Annotated in this window: 16 protein-coding genes; 11 read left to right on the top strand and 5 right to left on the bottom strand. The window is 49.5% G+C overall.

The features are described 5' to 3' along the window. Positions 1-8: 8 nt before the first annotated feature. Genes AAC637_RS04890 through AAC637_RS04870 form a run of 5 tightly spaced genes read left to right on the top strand, consistent with a single transcriptional unit; the run spans position 9 to position 6,352 of the window. Positions 9-449 (top strand): GlcG/HbpS family heme-binding protein, encoded by a 441-nt coding sequence (locus tag AAC637_RS04890; protein WP_340302559.1) that lies wholly within the window; start codon positions 9-11, stop codon positions 447-449. Between the two features lie 9 nt (positions 450-458). Then, on the top strand, positions 459-1,262 hold the full coding sequence (locus AAC637_RS04885; RefSeq protein ID WP_340302558.1) for a sugar phosphate isomerase/epimerase family protein: 804 nt from the start codon (positions 459-461) through the stop codon (positions 1,260-1,262). A 36-nt stretch (positions 1,263-1,298) separates the two neighbouring features. Further along, positions 1,299-3,185 carry a thiamine pyrophosphate-dependent enzyme gene (locus AAC637_RS04880; RefSeq protein WP_340302557.1) on the top strand — a complete coding sequence of 629 codons (1,887 nt, stop codon included), beginning with the start codon at positions 1,299-1,301 and terminating at the stop codon, positions 3,183-3,185. Between the two features lie 8 nt (positions 3,186-3,193). Continuing rightward, on the top strand, positions 3,194-4,630 hold the full coding sequence (locus AAC637_RS04875; protein ID WP_340302556.1) for an NAD-dependent succinate-semialdehyde dehydrogenase: 1,437 nt from the start codon (positions 3,194-3,196) through the stop codon (positions 4,628-4,630). 9 nt (positions 4,631-4,639) lie between these two features. Beyond that, positions 4,640-6,352, top strand: a complete 1,713-nt coding sequence (locus AAC637_RS04870; protein ID WP_340302555.1) for a dihydroxy-acid dehydratase — start codon at positions 4,640-4,642, stop codon at positions 6,350-6,352. A gap of 73 nt (positions 6,353-6,425) precedes the next feature. On the opposite strand, the gene AAC637_RS04865 is transcribed toward AAC637_RS04870, so the two are convergent. Together AAC637_RS04865 and AAC637_RS04860 are read right to left on the bottom strand one after the other, a co-directional pair. Beyond that, on the bottom strand, positions 6,426-7,163 hold the full coding sequence (locus AAC637_RS04865; protein WP_340302554.1) for an SDR family oxidoreductase: 738 nt from the start codon (positions 7,161-7,163) through the stop codon (positions 6,426-6,428). A gap of 38 nt (positions 7,164-7,201) precedes the next feature. After that, positions 7,202-8,983: an IlvD/Edd family dehydratase gene (locus tag AAC637_RS04860; RefSeq protein ID WP_340302553.1), complete on the bottom strand. Its 1,782-nt coding sequence runs from the start codon at positions 8,981-8,983 to the stop codon at positions 7,202-7,204. Between the two features lie 132 nt (positions 8,984-9,115). On the opposite strand from AAC637_RS04860, the gene AAC637_RS04855 reads away from it, so the two are divergent. The 3 genes from AAC637_RS04855 (at position 9,116) to AAC637_RS04845 (ending at position 11,174) form a co-directional block, all read left to right on the top strand. Further along, positions 9,116-9,598 (top strand): hypothetical protein, encoded by a 483-nt coding sequence (locus tag AAC637_RS04855; protein WP_340252235.1) that lies wholly within the window; start codon positions 9,116-9,118, stop codon positions 9,596-9,598. A gap of 92 nt (positions 9,599-9,690) precedes the next feature. Next, positions 9,691-10,395, top strand: a complete 705-nt coding sequence (locus AAC637_RS04850; RefSeq protein WP_340302552.1) for an RraA family protein — start codon at positions 9,691-9,693, stop codon at positions 10,393-10,395. Positions 10,396-10,409: 14 nt separating this feature from the next. After that, positions 10,410-11,174: an SDR family NAD(P)-dependent oxidoreductase gene (locus AAC637_RS04845; protein ID WP_340302551.1), complete on the top strand. Its 765-nt coding sequence runs from the start codon at positions 10,410-10,412 to the stop codon at positions 11,172-11,174. A 16-nt stretch (positions 11,175-11,190) separates the two neighbouring features. On the opposite strand, the gene AAC637_RS04840 is transcribed toward AAC637_RS04845, so the two are convergent. Genes AAC637_RS04840 through AAC637_RS04830 form a run of 3 tightly spaced genes read right to left on the bottom strand, consistent with a single transcriptional unit; the run spans position 11,191 to position 13,811 of the window. After that, positions 11,191-12,081 (bottom strand): phytanoyl-CoA dioxygenase family protein, encoded by an 891-nt coding sequence (locus AAC637_RS04840; RefSeq protein WP_340302550.1) that lies wholly within the window; start codon positions 12,079-12,081, stop codon positions 11,191-11,193. Positions 12,082-12,107: 26 nt separating this feature from the next. Beyond that, positions 12,108-13,031 carry an NAD(P)-dependent oxidoreductase gene (locus tag AAC637_RS04835; protein ID WP_340302549.1) on the bottom strand — a complete coding sequence of 308 codons (924 nt, stop codon included), beginning with the start codon at positions 13,029-13,031 and terminating at the stop codon, positions 12,108-12,110. A gap of 18 nt (positions 13,032-13,049) precedes the next feature. Beyond that, positions 13,050-13,811 (bottom strand): SDR family oxidoreductase, encoded by a 762-nt coding sequence (locus AAC637_RS04830; protein WP_340252227.1) that lies wholly within the window; start codon positions 13,809-13,811, stop codon positions 13,050-13,052. A 170-nt stretch (positions 13,812-13,981) separates the two neighbouring features. On the opposite strand from AAC637_RS04830, the gene AAC637_RS04825 reads away from it, so the two are divergent. Genes AAC637_RS04825 through AAC637_RS04815 form a run of 3 tightly spaced genes read left to right on the top strand, consistent with a single transcriptional unit; the run spans position 13,982 to position 16,805 of the window. Beyond that, positions 13,982-15,022, top strand: coding sequence for an L-idonate 5-dehydrogenase (locus tag AAC637_RS04825; protein WP_340303148.1), 1,041 nt, complete (start codon positions 13,982-13,984; stop codon positions 15,020-15,022). Then, positions 15,016-15,618: a LysE family translocator gene (locus tag AAC637_RS04820; RefSeq protein ID WP_340302548.1), complete on the top strand. Its 603-nt coding sequence runs from the start codon at positions 15,016-15,018 to the stop codon at positions 15,616-15,618. The genes AAC637_RS04825 and AAC637_RS04820 overlap by 7 nt, the downstream gene beginning before the upstream one ends. Beyond that, the gene (locus tag AAC637_RS04815) at positions 15,615-16,805 is read left to right on the top strand and encodes a mandelate racemase/muconate lactonizing enzyme family protein (protein ID WP_340302547.1); all 1,191 of its coding nucleotides are present in this window, start codon (positions 15,615-15,617) and stop codon (positions 16,803-16,805) included. Before AAC637_RS04820 ends, AAC637_RS04815 begins: the two co-directional genes overlap by 4 nt. Positions 16,806-16,809 lie beyond the last annotated feature (4 nt).

Raw genomic sequence — 16,809 nt, 5'->3', positions numbered from 1 at the left:
CTGGGAGCATGGGAACTAATAATCTTACAAAGTCCAAATCTGTGGTAACTCTGGAAGCTGCCGAGCAGCTTATCGATCGCGCCTTTGCGCACGCCAAAAAACTGGGAAAGTCGGTCTGTATTGCAGTCGTTGACGATGGTGGGTTCCTGATCGCATTTCGAAGAATGGATGATACCAACCCGGCTGCTGGGCAGATCGCTATCGATAAAGCTTACACGGCCGCCGTAAGCCATATTGCCACGCATAAATGGCAAGAAATCATGCAAAATGATGAGCCGCTTCGTATTGGCGTTCCAGGTGTGGTGCATCGGATGATCACTTATGGCGGTGGCCAGCCTATCGTAGTGGACGGCCAAATAATCGGTGGCATCGGTAGTAGTGGTGCGCATTGGACGGGTGATACTGAAATTGGCACTGAAGCCCTTAAACTTTTTAGTGAAGCAAAATGAGGGCTTGAGATGGGTATTCCACTTTCTTTTCACACGGGTTTGATGGCCGGTATGCCGACTGCTGATGCAGTAAAATTAATCCGTGATCATGGCTATGAGATGGTCGAATTAAATGCTGAGATAGTGCCATGGGGACCCGCGCACATACATTTGAATACTCCCAGATCAGAGTTGCAGGAACTTGCAAAACTAGGACCGTTTTCGGCTTTATGCATCCATCACAGAGATTTTGGCGCTGTTGATAGCGACCGCCGAGATGCGGCTACCGCATGGACTATCGCAATGATGGATCGCGCCATCGATTTAGGGATAGACATCGTACATGTAATTCCAGCCGAGCAAGCAGATCGTGAAGCTCTGCACGATGCTCTGTCTCGTGGTGTTGAAGCGGCCGAGAAAAAAGGCCTTATATTTGCTTTGGAGCCGATCGTTGGCCGGATCATTGGTACCAAAAAAACTGCACGTGAAGCTATCAGCGCAGCTCCAGGTCTTAAAATCAATTTTGATCCATCTCACCTGCACCCAATGGGTGACGATGTGACATCTGCAGTCAAAGAGTTATATGACGACATCGCACATGTTCATCTGAAAGATGCCACTGGAACCCCCGATACTTTTAAATTCGTTCCTCTCGGAGATGGAGAAATCGATCTGCTGAGTATGGTTAGAGTTTTGGTGCAAAACAAATATCAAGGGGCAGTGTCGATTGAGCATGAAAGTCATTGGTTTGTGAATGATCAACGTACCCCAACTCAAGTTTTAAAAGATTGCCGCAATTACTTTGATGACCTGCTTCGCCAAGCGGCATTGTGACAAATTTTAAGCCTTATGAAATCGTGTGAGCCTGATATGTTTGATGTTAAAAAAAATGGTGCAATAGCAAAGCGTGCAAAAGCGATTTTTTCCGCTGGCGGGTTGGATAACGCAATTGAACAAGGCTCTATCGATGCCTCATTGGAAGTTACCTTGTCAGAAGCTCTGGTGTTAGGGCTATTGAAGCAAGGTGTGCGCAAATACTTTGCTATATTTGGCCACGGTTCAACGGATCTCGGCGAAGTTCTTCGTATATATCAGGAAAATGGAGTAACTCAGACATTCAACTGTCGTAATGAAGTTGAAATGGCACACGCGGCAACAGCCTTGCGGTGGCAATATGGAGAAACATCTGCAGTGGTAACTTCGATTGGCCCAGGAGCACTGCAGGCTTTGTCAGGATCTTTAGCTTCTGCCTCGAATGGGGTGGGAGTTTACCATATCTACGGTGATGAAACGACTTGGGGCGAAGGCTACAACATGCAGCAAATCCCAAAGCGCGTTCAGGGAGCGTTTGGTCAAATAACGGCTCTGATGGGGCAATCATATGTCCTACATACTCCAAATGCACTTCGTGAAGGTTTACGTAGGGGGTCTTCTTGCGTCTATCATCCCGTAAAACCGGGGCCATTTTATTTTTTGCTGCCTTTAAATACTCAGCCGGAAATAGCGTCGATTAATCTAAAAACGCTACCCTCAATTCCTCATTTGCCTAGTATCGCTTCAACAGACTTGGCATTGTATGCCGAAGCTATTGAAAAAATTAGCCATGCAAAAAGAATAGCGATCAAAGCCGGTGGTGGTACACGCGGCTTCGATACACAAGTTAAAGCTTTGGCTGAAAAAATTAGAGCGGCGGTAGTTTTGTCTCCCGGGTCAACTGGTGTCCTGGCTGACAATCATCCACAAAATATGCACGTTGGCGGATCTAAAGGCTCAATTTCCGGCAATTATGCGATGGAGAATGCGGATCTATTGATCTCTATTGGATCTCGCAGTGTCTGTCAGTCTGATTGTTCCGGGATAGGGTATCCTAATGTGGAAGCAGTGATTAATATTAATGGAGATTTAGATGACCTCCTGCATTACGCTGGAACCACAGGTCTGGCAGGGGATATCGGTGTAGTAATCTCCCGCCTCATTGATCAACTAGATAGGTCCAATGAACCTGAACTCATGTCGAGTGCCACTTGGCTAGAAGATTGTTTGACAAAGAAATCTGAATGGATTGCGCTGAAAAATGATAGGTGTTCTTCTGAACCGATAATGGATGTGGTTTGGGCAAGACAAGTGCTTACTCAGCCTTGTGCCATTTCCACTGTTGCGAAGTTTGCGAAGTCTAAAGGTGCTACAAAGTTTTTTGACGCAGGAGACGTTCAGGCGAACGGTTTCCAAATTGTTGAAGATGACAGTAGTGGGCAAACGTACACTGAGAGCGGTGCATCCTATATGGGCTTTGCCGTTTCAGCTCTTCTCGCATCTGCTGTCGCTGATAAGCCGTCTTACAGTATCGCATTCACCGGCGATGGATCATTTATGATGAACCCACAGGTCCTGATAGACGGTGTGGAGCACGGTGCTCGAGGCATGATCGTTTTGTTTGATAACAGAAGAATGGCTGCAATCTCTGGATTGCAGGAGGCACAGTATCAAGCAGAATTTAGTACCAACGATAAGGTCGAAGTCGACTATGTCAAACTTGCGAGTGCAGTCGGTGGTGTGAACGCTATCTTTGGCGGGTATGATGTCGCTTCGCTACAATCCGCTCTTGTTGCGGCATATGATTATGATGGCCTCTCTTTTGTACACGTACCTGTTTATTATGGGCGCGATCCACTTGGTGGCATGGGGGCATATGGGTCCTGGAATGTCGGTAATTGGGTAAAAGACGTTCAAACCCAATACCTAAATACAAAAATATAGGTGAAATTATGTACAACGATGTAAATTTATTTATTAATGGCCAGTGGTGTCCCGCTTCTGATGGTAAAACGCAGGAAGTGACAGACCCCTCAACTGAACAGGCATTGGCGTCTGTAGCGGTTGCAACAGTGGATGACCTGAATGGTGCTTTGGCTGCGGCTAGTGAGGCCTTCAAAACATGGCGTGCTACTGGCACTTGGGATCGCGCGGCCAAGCTTAGAAAAGTAGCAGAACTAATTCGCGAACGCTTGTCTGATATTAGCCATCAGATGTCTCTAGAGACTGGAAAACCTCTCGCTGAATGTATGGGCGAAACCAATGCGGCGGCGGATCATTTCGAATGGTTTTCTGAAGAAAGCAAAAGAATATATGGGCAAATTATTGGCTCCCGCACTCCTGATAGCCGTATGTCCGTGATATACCAGCCAGTTGGGGTGGTGGCAGCTTTCACTGCTTGGAATTTTCCCGCTCTTTTGCCGGCACGCAAAATGGCTGCTGCCCTGGCAGCGGGTTGCTCGATCATTATCAAACCTGCTGGAGAGACACCGGCATCATGTGCGGCATTGGTTCAAGCTTGTGCCGATGCTGGTATTCCCGATGGAACGGTCAACATGGTGACAGGTAAGTCTTCGATGATTGCTGAGCACTTGATAAGATCACCCATAGTAAGAAAAGTCTCGGTTACAGGTTCAATCTCCGTTGGAAAGCAAATCTTGGCCTTGGCTGCTGAGGGCGTCAAAAAGGTATCCATGGAGCTCGGAGGGCATGCACCGGTCGTGGTGTTTGATGATTTTGACGCTGTGAAGGCCGCTGAAATTTGCGCTCCAGTGAAATTTAGAAATTGTGGTCAAGTTTGTATCTCTCCAACACGATTCTATGTTCATGAGCGCAGCTACGAAGCCTTTTCTTCGCGATTTGCCGAGATTGCCAACGGCTTGAAAATTGGACGAGGAGTTGATGATGGTGTTCAAATTGGGCCAATGGCGAATCCTAGGGGATTAGCCACTGTATCTGATATGACAAAGGATGCATTGGACAAAGGCGCCGAACTTTTAGCGGGCGGCAAGGCGCCAGCTGAATTTAATTCGGGCTATTATTGGGAGCCAACGGTCCTAGGACGAGTGCCAGACGACGCATTGGTAATGAACGAGGAGCCGTTTGGACCAATTGCGCCAATAACTACATTTTCTGATTATGACGAAGTCATGGAACGTGCCAACTCGCTTCCATTCGGGCTTGCAGGGTATTTGTTTACAAATGACTTGGGAACCGCAACCCGAGCTTATGAAGATTTACAAGTTGGCATGGTCGGTGTGAATGAGATGCTGCTCTCTACCGCAGAGGCACCTTTTGGGGGCGTTAAGGAGAGCGGAATGGGCCGTGAAGGCGGGTCTATCGGTATCATGGATTATTTGGATCCTAAGCTGGTTAAGATGAAATTGTAGGTTTAGGGCATGTCTAAAAAGAAAACAGTCGGTTTTGCTAACGGCCTGACCAATTACGGCGATCGAGATTTTTCGTTGTACTTGAGGAACTCATTTGCGGCTTCAATGGGATACTCAAAAGAGCTTTTGAAAAAGCCTATTGTTGGAATAGCCAATAGCTATTCTGGATTTAACAACTGCCATCGGCATTTCCCTGAATTGCTTGAGGCGGTTAAGCGGGGCGTTCTTCTAGGAGGGGGACTGCCCATTGAGTTTCCGACCATATCGCTCGGCGAGGTTTTTCTTAATCCGACTAGTCTGAAATTTAGAAATTTGATGTCGATAGACGTCGAGGAAATGATAAGAGCTCAGCCAATGGATGCCGTTGTGTTGATGGGGGGCTGCGACAAAACTGTGCCGGCTCAATTAATGGGTGCGGCTTCAGCAAATTTACCGGCAGTTCAGCTGGTTGGTGGTCCAATGATGACTTCCCGCTATGGTGAAGAAAGGCTAGGAGCTTGCACCGATTGTCGCAGGTTTTGGGCTAAGTACAGGTCTGGTGATGTCTCAAAAGACCAAATCGATGATATTGAAGGTCGGCTAGCCACTACTGCAGGCAGTTGTGCAGTTATGGGCACTGCCTCAACAATGGCTTGTGTTGCTGAAACTCTAGGAATGACCATTCCTGGTACGGCCGCTATACCCGCGGTGCATGCGGATCGCCTTAGAGCGGCTGAAGCGTCTGGTTTGGCCGCGGCGCGGATGGTTGAAAAACCCATACTTCCTAGTGAAATCATAACTGAAAAATCCGTTGAAAACGCAATCAGGGTTTTGCTCGCGCTAAGCGGCTCAACCAATGCCATAGTGCACCTAACTGCCGTTGCTGGTCGGCTAGGGATAAACGTTTCTTTAGAGCGATTGAACGAGCTATCGGATACGACACCAGTCCTCGTTAATCTAAAGCCTATGGGCTCACATTACATGGAAGATTTTTTCTTCGCGGGTGGGATGGGAGCTGTACTTCGCGAATTACGTCCCCTGCTACACTTGGATACAATTAGTGTGACCGGTGAAACGCTTGGCGATCGATTGGAGACAGATGACGGCTACATAGATACGAGGGTTATAGCACGTGCACAGGAGCCGTTAGAGCCAGAAGGAGGGTTGATTGCTCTTTTTGGAAATTTGGCTCCAAATGGTGCAATATTAAAGCGGGCTGCGGCCGACAAAAATCTCTTTGAAGCAGAGGGCCGTGCCGTTGTTTTTTCCTCTCTCGAAGATTTAGCTGCAAGAGTTGATGATCCAGATTTAGATATTTCTAGCGATGACTTTATGGTTCTACAAAATGCAGGGCCAAAAAGTGACTCTGGGATGCCTGAAGCGGGGTATTTACCCATTCCTAAAAAGCTCAGCAAATTGGGTGTGAAAGATATGGTGCGGATATCTGATGCCCGAATGTCTGGAACTGCTTTCGGTACTATTGTGCTTCATGTGTCTCCTGAAGCAGCCATAGGCGGTCCGCTATCACTCGTGCGAAATGGAGATCGCATTCGCATTTCTGTGTCTAACAAGCGTATTGATTTGTTGGTCGATGAAAAGGAATTAGATAAGCGTCGGTCAGAATGGGTATCTGATCTCGAAGAGCCTGAGAATTTGCGTGGATATAATAAACTCTATGCTACCGAAGTCACACAGGCAGAACAGGGGTGTGATTTCGAATTTCTTAAGCCGGTAAAACGATAGCGGAAAAAGAGTGATTTCGCGCTTACAGCGTTAGGTGGTGAGTGGAAGGGCGGTTCTCCCTTCCACTAATAATTTAGCCACGTCCAATATATGGCATATTCGTAGCCATGACTGTCATAAACTGGACATTGGCCTCCAAAGGAAGATTTGCCATATGAAGCACGGATGTTGCGACATTAGACACATCCATGACCGGCTCTACTTCGATACTTCCATCAGCTTGCGGTACACCTTTTGTCATTTTTCTGGCCATGTCGGTAAGTGCGTTGCCGATGTCAACTTGCCCGCAAGCAATGTTGAATGGACGTCCGTCAAGGCTGATTGAGCGAGTAAGACCGGTAATCGCGTGTTTTGAAGCTGTATACGGCGCAGAGCCCCAACGTGGTACATAGGCAGACACAGATCCATTGTTGATAATGCGGCCGCCCTGTGGCGATTGATATCGCATGATCCTAAAAGCGGCGCGGGCCACAATGAAGCTGCCTGTAACGTTGATATCAATAAGATTACGCCAGTCATCCACTGAAAGTTCGTCGATTGGCGCGCCTCCGAGGCTCACGCCGGCATTGTTGAATACGGCGTCCAATCGTCCCCATGCCTCGTAGGCAGTGTTAAACGCACTTTCCACTTGGGTTTCGTCAGTGACATCACATGGTAAAATAAGTGTATTTTTATTTTTTGCCGCGGTTTCTTCCAAAGCGGCGGATCTGCGGCCAATTAAGCCGACTTGCCATCCATTGGCGAGGAAATGCTGGGCTGTGGCGCGTCCGACACCGCCGCCGCCGCCTGTAATAATAATAGTTTTGGACATATAAGGCCTCCTTGTTCAATTGATCTTATGCGGTGGCTTCAGTGATTGTCCCTGGGTAGGTCACGCCCAATCTTCTGATACGCAGTCGCTAATTCTAAGCAACCTCCATCGGCTAGCTGGCCCACATGAGTACGATAAATTTCCTGCCATGGAGTTTGATGATGTAACTCAGGAGGGATCCAAGCATCAATTCTGGCTTGCCACTCTGTATCATCAACTAATGCGTGCAATGTCGAACTGTTGAAATCCAATCTTACCCGGTCGCCTGTCTTTAGATAGGCAAGGCCACCGCCAACTACGCTTTCTGGCGAAGCGTTGAGGATTGATGGGCTCTCAGATGTACCTGATTGACGCCCATCTCCCACGGTCGGCAAGTGGCTGATACCTTGACGAATGATGTGATCAGGTGGCTGCATGTTCACAACTTCCGCTGAGCCAGGATAGCCAACGGCGCCAACGCCACGTATAAACATGATGGTGTGCTCATCGATGCCCAAAGAGGCTTCATTAACTCGTTCGTGATAATCTTCAGGGCCCTCAAAAACCACTGCCTTAGCCTCAAATACGCCCTCATTCCCGGGTTCTGAGAGGAAGCGCTTGCGAAAGTCTTCCGAAATCACAGAGGTTTTCATTAAAGCTGAGTCAAACAGGTTACCTGAGAGCACCTTAAAGCCTGCATTTTTACGCAGCGGTTTTTCATAAGTCGTAATTACGCTGTGGTCACGAGAGACCTGACCTTCCAGGTTTTGGCCCATACTTTTACCTGTCGCAGTAATTACATCTTCATGTATGCGGCCTGCCTTTTGTAGTTCTCCCATAACAGCAGGAACACCGCCGGCTCTGAAAAAGCTTTCCCCCAAATACTCGCCTGCTGGCTGCATATTAAGCATTAGTGGTACGTCATAGCCGATCTTTTCCCAGTCCCGTACGTTAAGTTCTACACCTATGTGACGGGCAACCGCCTGCAAATGAGGTGGAGCATTGGTCGAACCACCAATCGCCGCATTAACGACGATAGCATTTTCAAAAGCTTTGCGCGTCATGATGTCGGAAGGTTTTAGATCCTCATGAACCATTTGTACAATTCGCTTGCCTGTTTCGTAAGCCATTGTCATCCGCTCACGAAATGGTGCAGGAATAGCCGAGTTTCCAGTCAGAGACATTCCCAAGGCTTCAGCCATGGCATTCATAGTCGAAGCTGTTCCCATGGTATTGCAATGCCCGAGTGAAGGCGCTGACGAGCATACCCGCGACATGAACTCTTCGTAGTCTATCTCACCAGCAGCAAGCAGGCGACGGCTTTCCCATACGATCATGCCGGAACCCGCTCGCTTTCCATTCCACCAACCGTCAAGCATTGGTCCGCCATTAAGCGCGATTGCTGGCAAATCGACAGTGGCTGCTCCCATCAACATTGCTGGGGTTGTTTTGTCACATCCTGTGGTTAACACCACTCCGTCGATAGGATAACCATGCAAAACCTCTACCAACGAAAGATATTGCAGGTTGCGATCAAGCGCTGCAGTTGGCCTCTTGCCTGTTTCCTGAATTGGATGGACGGGAAATTCCATTGGAACCCCGCCTGCCTCACGAATGCCTTGTTTGATCCGTTCCATCAGGAAAACATGTATCTTATTACATGGTGCCAGATCAGATCCCGTTTGAGCGATGCCAATGATTGGACGCTCACTTTGTAATTCTTCGCGTGAAAACGTCGAGTTCTGATAACGCTCAACATAGAGAGCAGTCATCCCCGGGTTGTTGGGGTTATCAAACCACTCTTGTGAGCGGAAACGTTTGTTGGCGCGAGTGTCAGACATTGTAATCTCCTGATCGAGCGGCTTCGCTGGGGTTAGCAGCTCTAATAAAGTCAAACGTCAAAGTGTTCTTGTTATACAAAATGCAAATGGTATACCAAATGCAAGAGTAAAGCGTTTGAACTGAGAAACATTATGAAAACGAAATTTTGGTCATTCCTCACAGTGGCCTGCATGCTAGTTTTTTCGGGCCCTGCATCAGCGCAAGATGCACGACTAACACTCAACACGTGCTTGTCTGAAGGTACGCAGGACGAAGAGGGAGTACTGTCGTGCATCAATGAAGCGCTATATCCGTGTCTCACTCAGTCTGAAGATATGAGTTCGGTCGCGACCTTATGTTTTATCGAAGCCCGTGGTCAGTTTGATGAGGGCATCAGTTCTGCAATGTCAGATATCCGCGGCAGAGTTGACGAGCAGTTAATTGCTCTTATGACGATTGGGCTTAAATACGATATGCTCAGCGGTTTGTTGCAGTGCGATCGTTTGGAAGAGCTAGCGCTCGCTTTATCTGAACTATCAGGAGAAATAATTCAAAGGCAAAAAGCACAGTGTCTCGCAACGACCTCTGGTCTTGCATTAGCCAGGGTCACATCACGCGCAGCAGGCCTTGATTGATGGCGTAAAAGCCACTCAAGTCGCTTGCCTGTATATTGATTAGTTAGAATGAAAAAAGTTTGATTGGCTGTTTTACAACAGGAGAAAATAACGTGATTTTTGAACCACCAATTTTGACTATTTGTGAGAACTTCAAGCGCCCATCCTCAGCACAAATTGCTGCTTTTAAGAATATACCTACCGGCTATGTCTGTGACGCCATGGAGGGGCAGGGTGCGATGGACAGTAGTATTAAGCCCCTTTTTGCAGCTACTCGAGATAAAGATCTTTACACCACCGTGGGGGTGGCACTTGTCGCTGAAAATGGCCCAGCAGAAATTCTTGCCACAATGGGTGCGCTGCATGTTTTGCAAAAGGGAGATATAGTCATTGCTGCAATGCAAGGCGGTAAAAACTGCTCGGCTTCCGGGGATCGCTTCTGTGGCATGCTAAAGAACAAGGGTGCGGTGGGGTTCGTTACAGATGGCGAAATGCGTGATTATGAGGGGATTTTGGAAACCCGTTTGCCAGTTTTTTGTACGGGTCTTAGCCCTAATTCGCCCTATTCCAATGGGCCTGCTCGTGTTGGTTTCGGCGCCATAGTTGGCGGACGAAATGTGCAAAGTGGTGATATTATCGTGGCTGACATAAACGGCGTGGTAGTAGTACCTTTTGCTCGAATTGATGAAGTTATTGCTACAATAAATGAAATCAGTGCAGCTGAAGATGCATTGGATGAAAAAGTCCGCAATGGATTTTGCGAAATGCCCATTATCTCCGAGATGATTAATGATGGGCGCGCAGTAATAGTCGATTAATTAGGGAGTAAGTTATGTCAAACACTGAAAGCAGGATTAACTTAGAGGGCCTTTGTGCGGTGGTGACGGGTGGCGCGCAAGGCATAGGTTATGCTGTAGCATCACGAATATTGCGATCCGGGGCTAGTGTTATGCTTTGGGATATGAATTCGGCACTAAATGATAAAGCGGTCAAAAGCTTGTCTGCGATCGGGCGGGTTCAGGCTCTTGATTGTAATGTAAGCGATTACAGTTCTGTTGCGGCAGCAGTTAATGCAACTGAGACCGCGTTTGGACGCATCGATATCCTTGTGAATAGTGCGGGTGTTGCAGGCGATAACGCGACGGTGGCGGAGTATTCCAATGACGAATTTCGGCGGGTTATAGACATCAATTTGATGGGCACGTATTACACGAACAAAGCTGTAATTTCTGGAATGATAGAACGCAATTTTGGTCGGATCGTAAACATTGCGTCTATCGCTGGTAAAGAAGGCAACCCCAATGCAAGCGCTTATAGCGCTTCGAAGGCTGGTGTCATTGGCTTTACTAAGTCACTAGGAAAGGAATGCGCGAACCACGACATTGCAGTTAATTGTGTAACACCTGCCGCGGCACGCACAGCGATTTTCGATCAGATTACGCAACAGCACATAGATTATATGCTTTCAAAGATCCCACGTAATCGTTTTCTAGAAGTTAATGAGGCAGCGGCAATGATCGCTTGGCTTGTGAGCCGCGAGAATTCCTTTACCACTGCATCAGTTTTTGACCTGTCAGGTGGGCGCGCGACTTATTGAAGGTCCGCGCTCGTTGTCACTGAAACGCACTTTTCGCGCCTGCGCTTTGTTGAGTTTTGAAAATTGAACTGTTGTCTGGCGCAGGTGGCAGGGGCATACGCACAGGCACTGTTTCAAGACGGGGCACTAGGCAGGCTTTGCCTGTGATGATGCGTTCCTGCAAATCTTCCCAAAACCGCCGCTGACCCAATTCGTGGATATACGAAGCGGCACCAAGGATCGGCCATGCGTCTGCCTTGGCGATTTCATAGAACAGAATATAGCGCGGTCTATCGCTGACATTCGGGGCTGAGCCGTGCAGAATGCGGGCGTGATGCACCGTCATTGATCCTGCTTTTCCTGTCAAAGTTACAATCTTGTCGCGCTCAAAGAGTGGGTCATCGGGATTGATCGCGCCCGCGAAAACCCCGTTTATGCCGTGATCCAAAATTGGCCCGCGATGGGTTTCAGGGATCACCATCAATGGGCCGTTGGCCGCATCCACGTCCTCAAGCATCAGGCCAAAGGCCAGAAGGTCATCGTTAGTATGTGGATAAAATGCCCAATCTTGGTGCCATTCCACCGCTGCCCCACCGCCTGGTGCCTTGGTGTTGAGCTTAGAAGTGATAATGGCTGTATCGGGGCCAAGCAGGCTTGCCAACACCGCGGTCATGCGTGAATTGCGCAGCACCTCCCAGAAATAGGGATGCTGCTTATGCGGGATTTTGATCCGGGTTAGGCGCGGGGTGTCTGGCCCGTGGCCCTTGTCGAGATCATAAACCGCGTTGCTTTCGCGTACATCGCGGGAGGCCTCAATGAACTGCGCGGTCAAGCGGCGCAATTCGTTTAATTGGGAGGGGCTGACTGCATCCTCCACCATCAGATAGCCATTCTTTTGGTAGGATGCGATCTCGTCTTTGGATAGCATGGTTAGCCTCCTTTTTGATGCAGGTGCTACTTTTTACCTTTGGCTACTTCGGCGGCTAAATCCATTCCGTTTAAGTTGCCAATGTGATCCGACAGCATTGGAACAAAATCTCCGCCTTTTCCGATGGCTTCGGCATGGGTGAAATAGTGCCGCGCGGCGGAGGCCATGACATTCATCACGCCTGCATCCGTTGCCATCGCATTCACATAGCGGATGTCCTTTGACAGATTCTCAATCGAGAATTTATGCGCATTCTCATCCCTATCGCAGACATATTGCATGAATGTACCAAAGAAGCCTGAGCCAAGACGGCTGGGTGCAATCACTTCGCGAAACGCGTGGGGTGAGATCCCAACTGTCGCGCCTAGAACAGTAGCCTCGGAATAAAGAGCAGCATAAGCGGCTCCTAAGAAATTCATCAAGAGCTTCATCTTGTGGCCTGTGCCCACCTCGCCAATGCGCGTGATGGTGCCAGCCCAGCAATCAATGACCGGATGCACCTTATCAAACAGTGCAGCATCGCAGCCCAACATCGCGTCAAGCATCCCTTCCTCGGCCTCTTTGGGCGTGCGGCCCAAGGGGGCATCCACCATATGCGCGCCAACCACTGAAAGCTTTTCTGCCATAGCCAGCGTTGATGTTGGATCAGCGGTGGTCGTGTCGATCACAATCATACCTTTGCGCGCACCTGCGATGATGCCACTCTCGCCCGTGATCACCGCTTCGACCTGGGGCGAGTTGGACAGACACAGATGGATGATGTCGCATTTTGAGGCCATGTCTTGTGGCGATGCGGCCTCTTTTGCACCCATGCTGAGCAAGCTTTCGACAGGCGCGCGGTTGCGGTTGCCCAAGATCCAAAGTTCATACCCGCCCTTTAGGATATTTTTCGCCATCCCATGGCCCATGAAACCTACGCCGATAAAACCGATAACGGGTTTTTGTGTCATGATATGGATCTCCCTTTCCTATAGACTTGCGGTGATGCCGCCATCGACAAACAGCGTGTGGCCGTTCACGAAACTGGATGCCTCCGCAGATAAAAACACGCACGCGCCCACCAATTCATCCACCTCCCCCCAGCGGCCTGCAGGGGTGCGCTTTTCAAGCCACGCGGAAAATTCGGGGTCAGCAACAAGGGCCGCGTTGAGCGGTGTGTTGAAATAGCCAGGCGCAATGGCATTGCAGTTGAGTCCGTATTTCGCCCAATCGGTCGCCATCCCTTTGGTGAGGTTCGCAACCGCGCCCTTAGACGCTGTGTAAGGTGCGATAGAGGGGCGGGCGAGGGCGGTTTGTACGCTTGCAATATTGATAATGCGGCCTTTGCCTCGTGCGATCATGTGGCGTGCCACTGCTTGGGCAACATAAAAAACCGAATTCACATTTGTCCGCATCAACCGATCAAAAGCATCGGCCGGAAAGTCCTCTAGTGGCGCACGATGTTGCATCCCTGCATTATTCACCAAAATATCAATTGCGCCCTCTTTTGCCTCGAAGGCATCAATCGCTTCGCGCGCTGCGACTGGGTCGGTTACATCAAAGGCTAATGCCAAAACATTTGCCCCTTTTGCGCGTAGGTCTTCGGTAGCCGCATGAAGGCGGTCTGCATTGCGGGCATTCAGCACAACTTGAGCGCCTGCGTCACTCAGACCTTTAGCCAAAGCGTATCCAATACCCATTGAAGAGCCTGTAATCAAAGCACGTCGCCCGCTTAGACTAAACAGTTTCATTGTTTCTCCTCTGGGTTTTTCGCACCCTGATTTTTGATTGGCTTGGCCGAACCAAGCGCCACTCGCGCCCTTGACATTTCTTGTAAATCCCGCGCTCTATGCTCAAATGGTATACCATTTTTAGGTTGGCGCAAGAGAAAGCCTAACGTTTGAAAAACGAGGATATTGTTGTGGCACAAGCGCTATTCGTACATGGCTCTGGAGACCTCCGCGTTGGGACCTGTAAGACGGCCTGTCCATCGGAAGGTGAAGTGCAGGTTGCCCTGCGCCGAGGGGGGATTTGCGGGTCAGATTTGCATTATTTCAACCATGGCGGCTTTGGCACCGTGCGTCTGCGTGAGCCGATGATCTTGGGTCATGAGGTGGCGGGCGAGATCACTGAAATTGGGCCAGAGGTAACGGGTTTGGCGGTTGGGGATCTGGTTGCCATTTCACCCTCGCGCCCCTGTTTCACTTGTATTGAGTGTAGGCGCGGATTGCCCAATCAATGCCTTAACATGCGGTTTTACGGATCGGCTATGCCTTTTCCCCATATCCAAGGCGCATTTCGAGAAGTAATTACGGTGCGCGCAGAAAACTGTGTTAAAGCCGATGGTTTGAGTGCTGCTGAGGCTGCGATGGCCGAACCCTTGGCTGTGGCGCTGCACGCAGTCCGCCGCGCAGGGAACCTGGTGGGCCAGAGCGTTTTGGTGACGGGATGCGGCCCGATTGGCGTTTTGGCCATTATGGCTGCGCGCCGCGCAGGCGCCGGCGAAATCATCGCCACAGATATCAGCGACACGATGTTAAGCTATGCGCGCAAAGCGGGTGCAGATGTCTGTCTGAACACCGCGCGCAACCCAGAGGCGCTAAGCCCGTATGAAGAAGGCAAAGGCACAGTTGATGCGTTGTTTGAATGTTCAGGCGCGCAAGTGGCCCTAGTTTCTGCGCTGCCCGCGATCCGCCCCCAAGGTCGTCTTGTGCAATTGGGGATGTCTGGGGATATGCAGCTTCCCATGATGCAGATCACCGCGCGCGAATTGCAACTGATGGGCTCTTTCCGCTTCCATGAGGAATTCGCAATGGCTGTGCGGATGATGCAAAATGGGCTGATCGACACGCGGCCCCTTATTACGCATAGCTTTGCTTGGGCGGAATTTGCGGCGGCTTTTGCGATGGCCAATGACCGCACTCAGGCCATGAAAGTGCAATTGGAGTTTGGCCCGTGCTGACTTTCGCGCTTGCTGTCGTGCTGCTTGTGATCACTCCAGGGCCTGGTGTTTTAAGCACAGCCGGATTTGGAGCAGCCTATGGTTTTAAGCTGTCTTTAAGATACGTTATCGGCTTATTCTTGGGCACTAATTTGGTTATGTTCGCAGTTGTTTCAGGGCTAGCTGCGGTCGTTCTATCGTTACCTTGGTTGCGAACGTTTTTGGTGTGTGCCTCAGTAGGTTATTTGCTTTATTTAGCTACTAAAATCGGTTTTGCCGGAACCAAGGTTGCATTCATTGAAGCTTCTGCCCCGCCTGGATTGCTGGGTGGACTGTTTCTTCAGATCATCAATCCGAAAGCCTACGCCGTAAATACGTCTCTTATAACTGGCTTTGGGTTTGCACCGGACAATTTAATCTATGAAGTTTCCGTGAAATTCCTGATTCATGCGGCGATCTGGATACCGATACATTTGGTGTGGCTTTGGGCCGGTGTGATTTTACATAGGCTCGAACTTCCACCAAGAACTCAAAGAGTGATCAATTTAGCAATGGCCGTAGCAATGGTAGGCGTTGTTGGCCTGGCTCTTTGGTCAACATTCGGAGAAAATGCATGAGGATTTCCAAAATAGAAACTATCCGTGTGAACGAGCGCCCTAATCTCTTGTGGCTGCACGTATACACGGATGAGGGTATTACAGGGCTTGGCGAAACATTTTTTGGCGCAGGCGCAGTAGAAGCGTATATTCATGAGACCCTTGCACCATTGGTAATTGGTGAGGATCCATTGCGCATTGAGCATCTGGCCCGCAAAGTGGAGGGCTATCTCGGATGGCGTTCAACAGGCGCTGAGGCTCGGGGAAATTCGGCATTTGATATTGCGCTTTGGGATCTTTGGGGCAAGTCCACAGGCCAGCCAGTGGCGCAGCTATTAGGCGGTTTCACTCGTGATAGCATTCGTACTTACAACACTTGTGCAGGTAATGATTACATCAAGAATAATGAAGGCCAGACTACCAAGAATTACGGACTCGGTGCAGATGATCGATATGATGATCTGAATGGATTTTTGAATCGAGCGGATGATTTGGCCCAATCCCTTCTGGAGGAGGGGATAACAGCGATGAAAATTTGGCCATTCGATGCGGCTGCAGAGGCTAATGAGGGATCGCATATCTCGGCTGAGGAATTGAAATTGGCGCTTTCGCCGTTTGAGAAAATTCGCCGCGCCGTTGGTGATCAAATGGATATCATGGTCGAATTCCATTCGATGTGGCAATTGACCCCTGCAATTCGCATTGCGCGGGCGCTTCAACCCTATCAGACCTATTGGCATGAAGACCCGATCCGAATGGATAATTTTGCAGCCCTTTCACGTTATGCTCAAGAAAGCCCCGCGCCTGTTTGTGCCTCTGAAACGCTAAATGGAATCGGCGCATTTCGTGATCTTTTGGCCGCACAGGCAGCAGGCGTCGTTATGTTGGATTTGTCATGGTGTGGCGGCTTGACTGCTGCGCGGAAAATCGCTGCGATGGCCGAGGCAGAGAAACTTCCTATAGCACCGCATGATTGCACAGGTCCTGTGGTTTTAGCGGCTTCCACGCATTTGTCGCTGTCTGCACCCAATGCCCTGATCCAAGAAAGCGTACGCGCCTTTTATAAGGGGTGGTATGCAGAAATTGTGACAGGGTTACCCGAAGTCAAAAACGGCCAAATTTCTGTTAGCCGTTCTCCAGGTTTGGGCATGGAATTGATACCTGATCTTGATCGCGCTTTCACAACTGCGCGCCGTGTATCGAAATGAGGGA

This window comes from Roseobacter sp. HKCCD7870 (assembly GCF_037830315.1).
Classification (GTDB): domain Bacteria; phylum Pseudomonadota; class Alphaproteobacteria; order Rhodobacterales; family Rhodobacteraceae; genus M30B80.
The sequence above is the reverse complement of the archived record's forward strand: the minus strand, read 5'-3'. Positions and strand labels throughout refer to the sequence as shown.